This window comes from Streptomyces sporangiiformans (assembly GCF_005768555.2).
In the GTDB taxonomy this organism is placed as follows: domain Bacteria; phylum Actinomycetota; class Actinomycetes; order Streptomycetales; family Streptomycetaceae; genus Streptomyces; species Streptomyces sporangiiformans.
Map to the genome: position 1 here is coordinate 1 of NZ_VCHX02000083.1, position 13,999 is coordinate 13,999.

The window sequence follows — 13,999 nt, forward strand, 5'->3', positions numbered from 1 at the left end:
TGCCGTTCGTCGGAGCGGGAGTCCGAGAGAACGCGCCATCGCCGTACTGCCCGGCGGCGGGGATCCACCGGATCCCCGCCGCCGGTGCGGAGCTGGGTGCGCCGACCGGAGACACACTCGCAGCCACCCGAACCGCCCCCGGGCCAACACTGCCAAGGAGTCGGCGCCGGAATCTGAAGCAACGGCATTGCCCCTAGGATGGCTAGCCGCAGTGCTTGCATGCGCGTGGAGAGTCGCGTTCACCGCAGGGAGAATGCCCATGGGCGCCAAAGAGGCCGCACATACACCGTCCGACAGCGGGGTCTTGGACGGCCAGTCGGCCGGCCCCATGGTGCCGCGCCTGGTGCTGGGCGCACGGCTGCGCATACTGCGGGAGGAACAGCAGGTCTCGCGTGAGGCCGCGGGGCAGGTCATCCGCGCCTCCCGATCCAAGATCAGCCGACTGGAGGGCGGTCGCCACGGGTTCAAACTGCGCGACGTGGCCGACCTGCTCACTCTCTACGGGGTCACGGGCGAGGCCGAGCGCGCCACCTTGCTGACCTTGGCCGAACAGGCCAACACCCCCGCCTGGTGGCAGTACTACAACGACGTGGTGCCCGCCTGGATGCAGACCTACCTCGGGGCCGAACAGGCAGCGAGTCTCATCCGCTGCTTCGAGGTCCAACGTGTTCCCGGCTTGCTGCAGATCCCCGACTATGCGCGCGCCTCCATCCGGCTAGCCCACCCGGGCGCTTGTGCGGAGGAGATCGATCGGCGAGTCATGTTGCGGATGACACGCCAGCGGATCCTGCACCGCCGGCCGGCGGCCCAGCTCTGGGCCGTGATCGACGAGGCGGCGCTTCGTCGCCCGGTGGGCGGCATCGGCACGATGCGCGCCCAGCTCAGGCACCTCATCGAGATCTGCCAACTCCCGCAGGTCACCGTCCAGATCGTGCCGTTCCTCGCCGGCGGCCACGCCGCGGAAGGCGGTCCGGTTACCATCCTGCGCCTGCCCGGCGGTCAGTTGCCCGACGTGGTCTACCTCGAACAGCTCGCCACTGCCCTCTATCCCGACAGGCCGACCGAGATCGAGTACTACTGGGACGTCATGAACCGCCTGGTGGTCGAGGCCGAATCACCGGACGAGACTGCGACGATCCTCCATCGCATCCTCCAGGAAACCTGATCCGAACCGCGGGCCGGCAGTCGGCAGCGGGCGGGCTTCAGCGCTTGAGGGCGACACCGCCGTACTGATGCACCTCCGCGGGCAGGCCCCAGGCGCCGGCGTCAGGACGCCAGCGTGAGCACGACGCCACGCCCGGTTCGAGCAGTTCCAGACCGTCGAAGTAGCCCGCGATCTGCTCAGGGCTGCGGAGGATGTACGGGATCGAGCCACCCTCGTTGTACTGCTGGATGGCCTGGACGTAGGACTCACTGGTGTTGGTGCTGTCGTATTGCACGAGGTAGCTGCCGGAGGGCAGAGCGTCCACCAGCTGCCGCACGATCGAGCGCGCCTCGTCGTAGTCCTCGATGTGGCCCAGGATGCCCATCAGCATGAGAGCGACAGGCTGGTCGAAGTCCAGCGTCTTCCCGGCTTCCCGCACGATGGTGCTCGGCTCGCGCAGGTCGGCATCGACATAGTTGGTGACACCTTCCGGCGTGCTGGTGAGCAGCGCGCGGGCATGTGCCAGCACCAACGGGTCGTTGTCGACATAGACGATCCGGCATTCGGGGACCACCCGCTGAGCGATCTCGTGGGTGTTGTCCACATTGGGCAGCCCGGTGCCTATGTCCAGGAACTGCCGGATGCCCTCCTCGGCGGCCAGATGGCGAACGGCGCGGGCGAGGAAGTACCGGGCGGCGCGGGCTCCGGTCTCGATACCGGGGAAGATCTCGCGGAACGCGTCACCGGCCACACGGTCGACTTCGTAGTTGTCCTTCCCTCCCAGCCAGTAGTTCCAGATCCGAGCCGACTGCGGCACGGAGGTATCGATCTTGGAGAGCGTCTCCTGCTTGGAGTTCTCTGCCTCATCAGTCATGGACGCTCCTGTGCATACGCGGTGAGAAACACGAAACCGTCGACCAATGGTCGTGGACGCCCACGTTATTCCCCCCGGCTCGACTCATGTGAATTGTCGGCCCCAACCTGCCTTGTTCGGCTGCCCGTTGGCTTGTTTGCATCCTCCCAGATGCGGTGTAGCAGGAGGAGCTGACGCCCTGGTGGCCTACTTGAGGCGCCCATCCGTCTGGTCCGCCGTCGTGGCCCAGCCGATGAGGGCGCCGCGCAGTGCGGCCACCAGGCGGGTGGCGGCCTGTTCCTCCGTGCGTCCGCTCTTGATGAGGTCGAGGATGTCGCGGGGGTCGAACAGGGCGTTCCACAGGAACAGGGCCTCGTCGCCCAGGTCGCCGAGCCCGAGTTCCTCGGTGGTCTGCCGCAGTGGCTCGGCGAGTGCCTCGGCCTGCGGGGCGAGATAGCCGGTGCCCTCGCGCAGCCGCTCGAGGTATCCACGGTGCGAGCGCATCTGCGCCATGGCCCCGCCGTGTTCGAGGACGAGCGACACCCAGTAGCGGGACACCGCCTCGAGCCTGGTCATGCCCCGGGTGGTCTGACGCTCGCTGAACTCGCGCAGTTCGGAGCCCACTTGTGACCGGAAGGCATGCAGGATCTCCTCGACGGAGGAGAAGTGCCGGTATGCCGTCGCGGTGGACACCTCGGCGTGCTTGGCGATTTCGGACAGGCTGACCGGGGTCGGCGAGTTCTCGAACAGTCGCGCGGCGGCTTTGATGAGCTGCCTGCGGTTGCGCTCCGTGTCACTGCGCATGGGGCGGCTCTCCCGTTGCATGCGAATTCACCGTTCAGCTGAGGGCCGAGAGGCCGCGAGCCAGTCGGCGGACCCCCTCGGTGATGGATTGCGGGCTGGCAGCGTACGACAACCGCAGGTGACCCTCACCCCGGGCGCCGAACTCGCTCCCCGGCCGGACGGCGATGCCGTGCTCGCGCAGCGACGCGACGACCTGTACCGAGGGGAGGTCGATGTCGTACGAGGGGAACACGTAGAAGGCTCCCTCGGGTTCCGCGAAGTGGATGCCCGGGACTTCGGCGAGGGCGTGCAGCATCAGGTCCCGGCGGCGGCCGTAGTCCTCCGCCATGGCGCGCACGTCCTCGTCGCATTCGCGCACCGCGGTGAGGGCGGCGCGCTGCACGGCGCTGTTCATCACGTTGTTGGCCGTGTTGTGGACCCGTGCGGCGGCCGCGATGACCTCCGCGGGGCCGGCGAGGTAGCTGTGACCCCCATGTGGTGACGCTTCCTCACATCGGCTCGGCCACCGAGGCCACCCGGGCCGCCATGGTCGATCTCGCCGTCGACAACGTCATCGAGGTGCTCGCGGGCCGGCCGGCGACCACACCGCTGCCGGGCAGCGCGGGTCGGCCCGGCGCTTCAGCGAGTCGGCCCCGTCCTTGAACACCCCCCGCCCTCCCGGGGAACCACGCCGATGGAAGAAACCCGTGAACGTCGGCGCCGGCATCGGGGCCATCACGGTTCCCGGGTGGAACGCGAGGAGTCAATTCCCTCCGCTCGGGCCTATTCTGAGGAGGCATGGGGGATACGGACACAGGTGCGTCCGGTGAAGTGCCGGATTCCGGCAGAGGTGCGTCCGGTGAAGTGCCCGATTCCGGGGGCTCGTTGGGGCCGTTCGTCGTCGCCGGGCAGCCGACGTTCCTGCGGGCCGCGCAGGTTGAGCTCCCCGAGGAGAACCCGGACCCCACCGTGCTGCCCTCGATCACTCTGCTGGAGCGGGCGGCGTCCCGCGGCAGCGACCCGGAGGAGCTGCCGCTGCCGCCCGGGCAACTGCTCGCCGGCCAGTACCGGCTGATCCAGCCGCTCGGCTACGGCGGGATGGGCGAGGTCTACCTGGCACTCGACACCAACGTCGACGACCGTGAGGTCGCCATCAAGATCCTCAACCCCGAGCAGGCGGCGGCCGCGGCGGGCGCACTGGCCCAGGAGCGGCGGGCCCTGGTCGAACTCACCCACGACGACATCATCCGCGTCTTCAACTACGGTCATCACCCCGAACTCGGCGACTTCCTCGTGCTCCAGTACGTGGACGGGCTCACTCTGGAGGAGGTGCGGGCCCGGGCGCAGCTCATCCCGCGCGAGTTCGGCGGTGGCCGCTTCCACGAGTTCGTGCTCGCGTACGGCGTGCGGATCCTGTCCGCGCTCGGGCACCTGCACGCCGACCGTCCCCGCAAGGTCTACGGCGACCTGAAGCCGGACAACGTCATGCACGACGGCACCGCGACGAAGATCATCGACGTGGGGAGCGTGCGCGCGGCCGAGCTGCCCGGTCTGACGACGGAGGGGTTCCGCGCCCCGACCGTGGGCCCGGACGGCGAGTCCACGGGCCAGGACGACCTGTTCAGCCTGGGCGAGACACTGCGGCGGCTGAGCGGGCTCGGCACCTCGCCGCAGGACCTGGCCGGACTCAGCGACCTCGGCACGCTGGGCGCCTCGGCGGTTCCGGCGGCCGAGAAGATGACCGCCCCCGCTCCCCATGGTCTCGGGCTCGTCTCGCTCGCCCGTGTGCTGCACCGCGCGACCCGGAGCGAGCGGACGGAGCGGTTCGCCGACGCACGCGAGATGGAGCAGCAACTGCGCGGGGTCTTCCGTGAGTTGAGGTCGCTGCGGACGGGCACGGAGACCTTCGAGCCGTCGCCGCTCTTCCTCCAGTCCGCGTACGCGCTCGACGGGGCGCTCGGATCCGCGCCGCCCCTCGCGCGCTGGGTCGCTCCGGTGCCCCCCTCTCCGTATGCGCCGCCGTCTCCCGCCGAGGTCGCGCAGCGACTGCCCGTACCGCGCCCCGACCCGTACGACGACCACCACGCCGAAGTCAGCCGACTGGCCGACGCCGCCCCGGAAGCGCTGCTGCAGCACACCGCGGACTGGCGTGCGTCCTCCGAGGTCCATCTGCTGCGCTGCCGGCTCCGGTTGAGATCACCGGCAGACGGTCCCGAGGCCGCCGAGCGCGAGCTGCGGGCCGCCGAGGAGTCGATCGGCCCCGACCGCGCCCCGTACGACTGGCGGCTGGACTGGCACCGCGGACTGCTCGCGCTAGCCCGGGACCAAGTGACCGCGGCCAGGGGGCACTTCGACCGGGTGTACGCGGCGATCCCCGGCGAGTACGCGCCGAAGCTGGCCCTCGGTTACTGCGCCGAGCGCCTCGAACGGTGGCACGAGGCGCTGACGTTCTACGAGGCAGTGCGGCTGCGCAACCCGTCGCTGGGCAGCGCCGCCTTCGGCGCCGTGCGGGCCCGCCTCGCGCTGGGCGACGAGACCGCGCGGGAAGAAGCCGTGCGAGAACTGGACGCGGTGCCGCAGCACTCGCGGCACCGAACCGCAGCCCGTACGGCGGCCGTACGCATCGGCGTCGAGCATGTGCGGACCCCCGAACACGATGGTGAAGTGCTGGAGCGACTGCGCGAAGTGCTGCAACGCCTCGCTCTGCTCTTCCACGCGCACGGCCTGACCGACGAGGAGGCCCGGGCTCGTATGACCGCCGAGGTATGGGAGGCCGTGCGGGACGCGCTGCTGCGCGGCGCCCTCGACGAGGAGGGGCTCGCCGCGCTGGCCGCGGGCGCCGACACACGGCTCGGCCTCCCGCCCGACGAGCCCGGCCTGCACAAGGACCTGTCCCGGCTCTACCGGGCCCTCGCCCACCAGGCCGCCCGCTCGGCCGCCCCCGAGGACGCGGCCGTCGCCGAGACCCTGCTGGACCTCGCCTACGAAGTCCGCCCGCTCGCCTTCCGACATCACAGGGACAGACCATGGTTCGGGAAGAGAGCCGCCGACTGGCTCCGGACGATCGCCCACACGCCGTCGGGGAAGAGCCCCCGGACGGCCCGCGAGTGAACCGGGGCTTATCGTCGCGGACCGCATGGCTCCGGCGCACCGGGCGCACCGGGCGTCCCGCCGAGGCCGGACAACGGACAGGGCCGGCCGCCACCGTGGAAACCGGGACCCGGCGCGGCCCGGCGGAAGGCGCGGGTCCTGCGACGCGGGTCACGAGGACCGACTCCCCGCCGCCGTCGCGGCTCCGCCGCGGCGCCCGGGCCGCGCGCGCCGTCGCAGCCGAACTCGCCGACCGCGTCTGGCGCTACGCCTGGCCGTCGGCCACCGACCGCCGCAACCGCGCGTATCTGCGGGACCGGCTCGTCGCCCTGCCGCTGCTCGCCGTGGTGGCCTTCGGAGCCTTCGGGTGGGCGTACACGGGCGTGCGCGGCGACTCCGCATCCATACGAGACCGGGTGGCGCCCGCGCTCGTCGACCTCGCGGACGCCAAGGCCTCGCTGCTCATCGCGCAGAGCGAGGCCGAGAAGAGCCTCGACGAGGGGCGGGCGGGGGAGCTCAGCGGGCTCAGCGAGCGATACCGCACGCGGAGCGCGCGGGCGGCGCAGAGCCTGAACCAGGTCACGCGCAGCGGGGCGTTGACCGTCGCCGAGGAGCAGGAACTGCGCGTGGTGTCCGCACTGGTCGTGGACTACACCGGCTGGATCGCCAGGGCCCAGGGCCACGCGACCGCCCCGGTCCTGCGTGAGGCCGAACTGACGTACGCACGCAGCATGCTCTGCTCGGAGCCCCTCACGGCCGCGGACCGCGAGGACCGCTATCCGCCCTGCCCGCCCGGGACCGGCCCCGCCGCCACCTCGATCGTGGACCGGGTGACGGGACTGGAGCGGCAACTGCGCGATCGGTTCGCGGACCGGGCCGCCTGGGGCGCCGGCGTGATCGCCGCCGCGGTCGTCTCCGGGCTCGCCTTCGGGCTGCTCGCCGCCGGGCTGTGGCGGACCATTTCCTTCCTCCGTCGCCGCTTCCGGATCCGGCTCAGCGTCCCCCTCGCGGTCGCCGCCCTGCCGATGCTCGCCGTACCGCTCCTGACCGCCGACGCGCTGCTCGCCCAGCACGCGCAGGGCGAGGCCGTCCTGTTGGCGGAAGCGCTCGCCGAGCGGACCTCGCCGGAGACCGAGACAGTCGCCGAGGAACGGCCCTTCGACGGCCCGGACCCGCAGGCCATCGGGGTCCTGGAGTCCCGCATCGACGACGGGCTGGCCGACGGGCGTCTCGCCTTCCTGGACGGCGTCGCCCCGTTCGTGCTCCCCGCGGGCCTGGTCGCCGCGGCCCTGGCCGGCGGCGCCCTGCACACATACCGCCGCGAGTACCTCGTGGTCCTCCGCCCGGGAGCCGCCCCATGAGCCCGAGGTGTCGCACGAACCGTCTGGTGAGCCGCGTGCTGCGCGCCTTCCTCGCGGTCTGCCTGCTCGCTCTCTTCCCCGGCTGCACGTCGGACACCCCCGATCCGCTCGTCGTCCTCGGCCCGTGGACCGGCAAGGAGGGCGAGGCCTTCGAAGCCGCCCTGAAGAAACTGGACGACGGGACGGGGCGCACCTACACATACGAAGGCACCCGCTCGCTGCGCGAGACCCTCGTCTCGCAACTGGAGGCGGATGCCCCGCCGGACGTCGCGATCCTCAACAGCATCGGTGAACTCACCGAGTACGCCCGCCGCGGCAAGCTCAGGCCGCTCGACCCGAAGACCGCGGAGCGGGCCTACGAGCCGTGGGCGCCCACCCTGCTCGTGGACAGCAAGCGGCGCACGTACTGGGTGCCGCTGAAGGTCGATCTGAAGAGTCTGGTGTGGAGCAAGGAGGGCACGCCGAGCGACGACCCCGAATGGTGTCTGGGGCTCGCCTCGCAGGCCACCTCGGGCTGGCCCGGCACGGACTGGATCGAGGACATCCTGCTCCACCAGGCGGGCCCCGAGCGGTACACCGAGTGGGCCACGGGCCGGCTCGACTGGCGTGACCCGGCCGTCGAGCGCGCCTGGACGACCTGGGCGCGGCTGCTCGGCGACCGCTCCCCGGCGTCGGTCGAGAAGTCCCTGACCACGTCGTACGAGGGCCTCCCCGGGACCGACGGGCAATCGCGCGGTCTGCTCGCCTCACCCGGTTTCGGCTGCACGCACGAGCACCAGAGCGCCTTCATCCGGTACGTGTACGCGGGCGACGACGTTCGCGTGGAGCCCTCGGCCCGCTTCCTGGACGGGCTGCCCGAGTACCGGGACGCCTACGAGGTCGCGGGGGACATGGCCGCCGTCTTCAGCGACGACCCGGCGGCCCAGGAACTGGTGGAGCGGCTGTCGAGCCCGGCCGGGCGGGAACGCTGGCGGGCGGAGGCGGACCCGCCCGTGCGGCCGCTGTTCCCGGACATGGCCGGGCTGCCGCCGACGGCGTCCGCGGACCCCATCGAGCAGGAGATCGACTCCCTGCTCACCTCGCGCGCCCGCACGTTGTGCTTCGACGCCTCCGACGCGATGCCGCCCGAGCTGCGCGACGTCTTCTATCGGGCGGTGCTGGAATTCTTCGGGGACCCCACGGCCGAACACCTCGACTCGCTGCTCCGGCAACTGGAGACCGTACGCGTCCAGGTGGGCGAGAACACCGGCGGCGACCCCTCGTTCCTGCCGCCGGAGGACATCTGCGAGAGCCGCGGCGGATGAGCCCCGTACGCCCTGACGCGTCAAGGCGCCTGTCGTGGCAGCCCTCTTGCCGGTCGTGGCAGCCTCGTCGTCACGTGCGTGCGCCCACGGCGGCGGTCTCATAGCTGAAGAAGCCTCGTCCGGACTTTCTGCCCAGCAGCCCCGACTCGACCATGCGGCGCAACAGCGGCGGCGGGGCGTACAGCGGCTCCCGGTACTCCTCGTACAGCGCCTCTCCGATCGCCGCCACCGTGTCCAGACCGATGAGGTCGGCCAGGCGCAACGGCCCCATGGGGTGAGCGCAGCCGGCCGTCATCCCGGTGTCGATGTCCTCGGCCGTCGCCGTGCCGGAGCTGACCATCCGCACCGCCGCCAGCAGGTAGGGCACCAGCAGGGAGTTCACCACGAAGCCCGCACGGTCCTGGGCCATGATCGTCTTCTTGCGCAGAACGTCGCCCGCGAAGGCACGCACACGAAGTTCCGTGGCCTTCGAGGTGTGCAGCGAGGATATGACCTCGACCAAAGGCATGGCGGGGACCGGGTTGAAGAAGTGCAGGCCGACCACCGCCTCCGGACGTCCGGTCACGGCGGCGAGCCGCGCGATGGGGATCGAGGAGGTGTTGCTGGCCAGCACGGCGGCCGGATCGGTGACCACCTCGTCCAGCTGCCGGAACAGAGCCGTCTTGGCCTCCTCGTCCTCGACGGCGGCCTCGATGACCAGATCGGCCCCAGCCAGCCGGGAGAGGTCTCCGGTCACGGCGATGCCCGCCAGGGCATGCGCGCGCTCCTCATGAGTGAGGGCGCCGCGCTTCTCCGCCCTGAGCAGGGAGTCCGCGACACCGGCCAGTCCGGCGCGGGCCCGCTCCTCGGTCATGTCGCACAACACGACGGACAGTCCGGCCCGGGCGCAGACCTCGGCGATGCCCCGGCCCATCTGCCCGGCGCCGACGATCCCCACATGCTTGATGGCTGCCATGTTTCCGTCCCTCCGGCGACCGTCCCACGACGCCGCCACGACCTGTGGTGCTCGGTGAGCGTAGCCATCCGACAGTCCGTCTGACCTGCTCGGACAGAACGTTTTCCGCGCACAAACATGCGTCATTTCGTCGTTGACCGGCCCTACTGCGGCGCGTCACGCTGATCGCGCCCGGGGCGGGCCCGGCAGGCCGCGACGATCACCAGGAGGCAGATGTGGGCACCAAGGACGGCACCCCCGGCGGACGTACCGGTGCTGCCGGGGAAGTGGGCGGTCGCGGCGCGCTGGAGGGGTTGCGGATCGCGGACTTCTCCCGCGTCCTCGCCGGACCGTACGCCACCATGCTCCTCGCCGACCTCGGCGCCGACGTCGTGAAGGTCGAACGCCCCGGGACGGGCGACGAGACCCGCCAGTGGCGTCCGCCGGCCGACGAGAACGGTACGTCCACCTACTTCCTGAGCGTCAACCGGAACAAGCGCTCCGTCGCCCTGGATCTGGCGAGCGAGACGGGACGCGCACAGGCCCGGGAGCTCATCTCCGAGTCCGACGTACTCGTGGAGAACTTCCGGCCCGGCACGATGGAGCGGCTCGGGATGGGCTACGACGACCTGAAGGCCGCTCACCCCCACCTGGTCTACTGCTCCATCAGCGGCTTCGGGGCCGACGGCGGGGCCGCGATCCCCGGCTACGACCTCCTGGTCCAGGCCGTCGGCGGGCTGATGAGCGTGACGGGACAGCCCGACGGCGAGCCGGTGAAGGCAGGAGTGGCCCTCGTCGACGTGATCACCGGTCTGCACGCGTCGATGGGCATCATGGCCGCCCTGCGGCACCGGGACGCGACCGGCCAGGGACAGCGCGTCGAGGTCAGCCTGCTGGGCTCGCTGCTGTCGGCCATGGTCAACCAGGCGTCCGGCTACGCCGTCGCGGGCGTCGTACCCGGACGCCTGGGCAACGCCCACCCCAGCATCGCCCCGTACGAGACCTTTCCCACCGCGGACCGCCCGCTTGCCCTCGCGGTGGGAAACGACGGGCAGTTCGCGTCGCTGGCCGCCGTCCTCGGCTGCCCGGGTCTCGCGGACGACGACCGGTTCCGCACCAACCCCGACCGGGTGGCCCACCGCGAGGAGCTGCGGAAGGTGCTGGGCGAACGGCTGCTCACGGCCGGCGCCGACCACTGGTCCGCCGCACTGCTTGCCGCCGGGGTGCCCGCAGGCCCGGTCAACACGCTTGACGAGGCCTTCGCCTTCGCCGAGCGACTCGGGTTGCCCGGCATCGTCACCATGCCCGCCCCGGCGGGCGGACCGGCGCCCGCGACGGTGTCCCGGCAGGTCGCCCACCCCATCGCGCTGAGCGCGTCACCCGCGCGGTACCACTCGGCGCCACCCGGCCTGGGCGAGCACACCGCGGAGATCTTCGGCCGCCCGGTCCACGGCACCCCCGATTCAGCGTGACTTCCGTCTCGAAACGGTGCGGGGGCCGGGGGAGCACATCGGGAGGTGCGGCACATGGCGAACGTGGAGCCCGTACGTACCTACGAAAGCAACGGAGGCCGGCTGTAACCCCCCTGAGGCACGGCTGAGCCGGGCGTCACTCGACGACAGCCGTCGCGGCCGCCGCTTCCCGCAGGCGGCGGATCACACCGCGTACCGCGGGCGAGGTCTCGCCCTTGCGGTAGGCGCCGACCAGCCGGGTGGTCAGCCGTACGTCCGCCAGCGGACGGTAGGTGACCCCCGGTATCTGTACGCGGCGCAGGGAATCCGGCACCAGGGCCACGGCGAGACCGCCGCCCACCAGAGTGAGAGCGGCGATGAAGTCCCGTACCGGGGGAGCGCACTGCGGGCTGAAACCGCCCTGGTCCGCCACTTCGAGGATCTGGTCGCGGCAGCCGTACTCCTCGGCGAAGTGCGGGGCCACGAAACGCTCATGGCACAACTGCGCCGCCGGCACGGCCTCGTGCGCCGCCAGCGGCGCGCCGGCCGGCAGCGCCACGACGACCTCTTCCGTGAGCAGACAGTCGGCTGTGATTCCCGGCGGGTACTCCGGCCTCCAGCGCAGAAAGCCGACGTCGATGTCTGAGGAGGCCAGCGCCTCGAGCTGGGCCGGTGTCTCCAACTCACGTACCTGCACCGTCAGTTGGGTGCCGGGAGCCGCGCAGCGGGTGAGGACGTCGGTGAGTACGCCGGAGAAGGCGGCCGAGGCCACATAGGCGATCTCGGCGTGCCCCAGCTCCCCGCGGCCCGCCCGCCGGCCCACGGCCTCGGCACGGGCAACCTGCGCGAGAGTGCGCTGCGCCTCCTCGAGAAACAGCTGCCCGGCGCCGGTCAGCGCTGGGCGCGTGCGCCGTCCGCGGTCGATCAGTCGTACGCCCAGGTGCGATTCCAGGGCCCTGATCTGTGCGCTGAGCGCGGACGGAGCCAGATGCAGACGGTCCGACGCCCTCGCGAAGTGCAGTTCTTCCGCGACGATGACGAACGATTCCAGCCAGCGCAGTTCCACCGGCTCCTCCGTCCTGCCAACCCTTTGCTGACGATAGCACCGGCCCTGGACACGGCCGATGTGGAAAAGGACACCCCGCGGCGACGTCAGGGCAGAACAGGATCGCCGCGGGGTGAGCCGCAGGCCGCGTCGGGAGTGCGGCCGTCACCGGCTCTCGGACCGGCACGCGCATCGGCACGCGCACCGGCCCGGAGGGCGTCAGGGGATGACGACGTAGTTGCTGAAGCCGCCGTCGTGGTCCGTGACGCGTCCCGAGATCGCTTCGTTGACCTTGGACAGCGGGAAGGGCTTGGTGATCAGGTAGGACAGGTCCAGGGCACCGGTGGCCACCATGTCGGCGATTTCCTGGCCCTGCGCGGTGGTGAACCAGTTGGAGCCGATCAGCTGGACCTGCTCGTCCATGAGCCACTTGACGTCCACGGGCAGCCGGTCGCCCACACCGCCGACGTTGATCACCTTGCCGCCGCGGCGGACGCCCTGCATGGAGTCCAGCATCGTCTCCACCGGCGCCTTGGCACCCAGGGCGCTGATCACGAAGTCCACCCCCTCGCCGGCGGTGCGGGATTTCGCCCACTCACCCGAGGAGCCCTCGCCCAGCCGCATGACCTCGATCCGGTCCGGGTCCAGTTCCTTGACGCGCTTGAGGAGCTCCTCGTTGCGGCCGGTTCCGAGGACCTTGGAGACACCCGAGGCCAGCGCGAGCAGGGCGGAGGCGACACCGAGAGTGCCGGTGATCCCGTCGACCAGCGCGACCTGGCCGGGGCCGGCCGCTGCGTGTTTGAGGGCTCCGTAGGACGTGCCGATGTAGCCGAGCTTTCCGGCCTGCTCGAACGTCATGTTGTCCGGGATATTGACGATCGCGTGCTGCGGCGCGGTCATGTACTCCGCGAAGCCGCCGTAGGGGTAGAGATCGAAGATCCGCTGGCCGTCACGGGACGTGCTGAAGTAGCCGTTCAGGGTGAAGTAGCGGCACCGGGCGAGCTCGCCGCCGCGACACACCTGACAGCTGCCGCACGACCGCAGAGGGCTCACATACACCCTGTCGCCGGGCTTGGTGTTGAGTACCGCTTCGCCGACCGCCTCGACCACGCCCGCGGGGTCCAGGCCGAAGATCGCGGGCAGCTTGGGCAGTGGCTGGTGCGGGTACCAGGTGGGCCAGTTGTTGATCACGTTGGCCATGTTCGGCACGATCCCGCACGCCTTGACCCGCACCAGCACGTCGGTCGGCCGCGGGGTGGGCACGTCGATCGTGTCCACCGACATCGGCTCACCCAGGGTGTGCAGTCGTGCAGCGAGCATTTTCGCCATTGAAATACTCCTCGAAACTGCTCCGTCCCAGGCGATCGGGGACGGAGGTATTAATTAGGCGACCGAGGCAGCGGACCGGCGGCTCGGTAGTCATCTCCCAGGGCCTCGTGGGCCTTTCGGCGTCGAGCCCTACGACTTCGGGAAAGGATTCGGGTAATTGTCCTCGAGGTCGATGTCCAGCAGACCCATGATGCGGACGCCGGAGTTGTACCAGGCGATGGACAACGACAGTTCAACCATCTGCTTGTCCGAGAGGTGTTCGGCGGCGGCACGCCACGTCTCCTCGGAGACGTCGATCTTGAGCGTGGACTCCTTGGCCAGGCGCATCACCGCCTTCTCCGTCGCGTCGAACAGGTCGGACGACTCGAAGTCGGCCACCGCCGCGAGCTGTTCCTCGGTGAGCCCGGCCTTGAGGCCGTGCGACTGGTGGTGCGCGACCTCGTACGCGGACCGGGTCGCGTAACCCACGGTCAGGATGGCCAGTTCACGCAAGCGGGGGCTGAGGTCGGCGGCCCGCAGCGAGTTGGCGTAGCTCAGAAAGGCGTCCAGCTGCGTGGGCGCGTTGGTGAGGGCGAGGAAGATGTTCGCCGTCGGTACCTTGCGCTCGGTCTCCAGCCGGTCGTACAGGGGCTTCAGTGACTCGTCGGAGTCCTCGCGGCGAAGGTAGGGCACTCGTGCCATGGCGTCTCCTTGGGGGACGGACAA

General features: G+C 70.7%; 13 protein-coding genes. 6 read left to right on the top strand and 7 right to left on the bottom strand.

Annotation, left to right across the window (positions count from 1 at the left end; genetic code table 11):
* Positions 1 to 259 precede the first annotated feature (259 nt).
* On the top strand, positions 260 to 1,165 hold the full coding sequence (locus tag FGD71_RS08825) for a helix-turn-helix domain-containing protein (RefSeq protein WP_119099829.1): 906 nt from the start codon (positions 260 to 262) through the stop codon (positions 1,163 to 1,165).
* A gap of 37 nt (positions 1,166 to 1,202) precedes the next feature.
* Here FGD71_RS08825 and FGD71_RS08830 read toward each other — a convergent pair whose 3' ends face one another.
* The 3 genes from FGD71_RS08830 to FGD71_RS08840 form a co-directional block, all read right to left on the bottom strand.
* Complete coding sequence (locus tag FGD71_RS08830; protein WP_119099830.1) at positions 1,203 to 2,018, bottom strand: SAM-dependent methyltransferase; 816 nt, start codon at positions 2,016 to 2,018, stop codon at positions 1,203 to 1,205.
* Positions 2,019 to 2,204: 186 nt separating this feature from the next.
* Positions 2,205 to 2,801: a TetR/AcrR family transcriptional regulator gene (locus FGD71_RS08835; RefSeq protein ID WP_119099831.1), complete on the bottom strand. Its 597-nt coding sequence runs from the start codon at positions 2,799 to 2,801 to the stop codon at positions 2,205 to 2,207.
* 34 nt (positions 2,802 to 2,835) lie between these two features.
* A complete protein-coding gene (locus tag FGD71_RS08840; RefSeq protein ID WP_119099832.1) occupies positions 2,836 to 3,237 on the bottom strand; it encodes an aminotransferase class I/II-fold pyridoxal phosphate-dependent enzyme in 402 nt (133 codons plus the stop codon).
* 41 nt (positions 3,238 to 3,278) lie between these two features.
* Between FGD71_RS08840 and FGD71_RS08845 the strand changes: the two genes are divergently transcribed.
* From FGD71_RS08845 to FGD71_RS08860, 4 genes are all read left to right on the top strand, one after another.
* Entirely contained in the window at positions 3,279 to 3,443 is a 165-nt protein-coding gene (locus FGD71_RS08845; protein WP_338120043.1) for a hypothetical protein, read from the top strand.
* 201 nt (positions 3,444 to 3,644) lie between these two features.
* Positions 3,645 to 5,891, top strand: coding sequence for a serine/threonine protein kinase (locus FGD71_RS08850; RefSeq protein ID WP_240436475.1), 2,247 nt, complete (start codon positions 3,645 to 3,647; stop codon positions 5,889 to 5,891).
* A gap of 95 nt (positions 5,892 to 5,986) precedes the next feature.
* On the top strand, positions 5,987 to 7,231 hold the full coding sequence (locus FGD71_RS08855) for a hypothetical protein (protein WP_240436476.1): 1,245 nt from the start codon (positions 5,987 to 5,989) through the stop codon (positions 7,229 to 7,231).
* Positions 7,228 to 8,535 carry an extracellular solute-binding protein gene (locus FGD71_RS08860; protein ID WP_119099834.1) on the top strand — a complete coding sequence of 436 codons (1,308 nt, stop codon included), beginning with the start codon at positions 7,228 to 7,230 and terminating at the stop codon, positions 8,533 to 8,535. Before FGD71_RS08855 ends, FGD71_RS08860 begins: the two co-directional genes overlap by 4 nt.
* Before the next feature lie 70 nt (positions 8,536 to 8,605).
* Here FGD71_RS08860 and FGD71_RS08865 read toward each other — a convergent pair whose 3' ends face one another.
* Positions 8,606 to 9,490 carry a 3-hydroxybutyryl-CoA dehydrogenase gene (locus tag FGD71_RS08865; protein WP_119099835.1) on the bottom strand — a complete coding sequence of 295 codons (885 nt, stop codon included), beginning with the start codon at positions 9,488 to 9,490 and terminating at the stop codon, positions 8,606 to 8,608.
* Positions 9,491 to 9,705: 215 nt separating this feature from the next.
* Between FGD71_RS08865 and FGD71_RS08870 the strand changes: the two genes are divergently transcribed.
* Positions 9,706 to 10,941 carry a CaiB/BaiF CoA transferase family protein gene (locus FGD71_RS08870; RefSeq protein WP_240436477.1) on the top strand — a complete coding sequence of 412 codons (1,236 nt, stop codon included), beginning with the start codon at positions 9,706 to 9,708 and terminating at the stop codon, positions 10,939 to 10,941.
* A gap of 136 nt (positions 10,942 to 11,077) precedes the next feature.
* Here the strand turns inward: FGD71_RS08870 and FGD71_RS08875 are convergent, their stop codons facing one another.
* From FGD71_RS08875 to FGD71_RS08885, 3 genes are all read right to left on the bottom strand, one after another.
* Complete coding sequence (locus tag FGD71_RS08875; protein WP_119099836.1) at positions 11,078 to 11,986, bottom strand: LysR substrate-binding domain-containing protein; 909 nt, start codon at positions 11,984 to 11,986, stop codon at positions 11,078 to 11,080.
* 198 nt (positions 11,987 to 12,184) lie between these two features.
* Positions 12,185 to 13,285: an alcohol dehydrogenase catalytic domain-containing protein gene (locus tag FGD71_RS08880; RefSeq protein ID WP_162931076.1), complete on the bottom strand. Its 1,101-nt coding sequence runs from the start codon at positions 13,283 to 13,285 to the stop codon at positions 12,185 to 12,187.
* A gap of 138 nt (positions 13,286 to 13,423) precedes the next feature.
* Positions 13,424 to 13,975 carry a carboxymuconolactone decarboxylase family protein gene (locus FGD71_RS08885; protein ID WP_119099838.1) on the bottom strand — a complete coding sequence of 184 codons (552 nt, stop codon included), beginning with the start codon at positions 13,973 to 13,975 and terminating at the stop codon, positions 13,424 to 13,426.
* Between the last annotated feature and the right edge of the window lie 24 nt (positions 13,976 to 13,999).

Coding starts and splice junctions, on each gene's coding strand:
- FGD71_RS08880 (WP_162931076.1), bottom strand. CDS start 13,285: ATGCTCGCTGCACGACTGCACACCCTGGGTGAGCCGATGTCGGTGGAC.
- FGD71_RS08885 (WP_119099838.1), bottom strand. CDS start 13,975: ATGGCACGAGTGCCCTACCTTCGCCGCGAGGACTCCGACGAGTCACTG.
- FGD71_RS08835 (WP_119099831.1), bottom strand. CDS start 2,801: ATGCGCAGTGACACGGAGCGCAACCGCAGGCAGCTCATCAAAGCCGCC.
- FGD71_RS08860 (WP_119099834.1), top strand. CDS start 7,228: ATGAGCCCGAGGTGTCGCACGAACCGTCTGGTGAGCCGCGTGCTGCGC.
- FGD71_RS08865 (WP_119099835.1), bottom strand. CDS start 9,490: ATGGCAGCCATCAAGCATGTGGGGATCGTCGGCGCCGGGCAGATGGGC.
- FGD71_RS08830 (WP_119099830.1), bottom strand. CDS start 2,018: ATGACTGATGAGGCAGAGAACTCCAAGCAGGAGACGCTCTCCAAGATC.
- FGD71_RS08825 (WP_119099829.1), top strand. CDS start 260: ATGGGCGCCAAAGAGGCCGCACATACACCGTCCGACAGCGGGGTCTTG.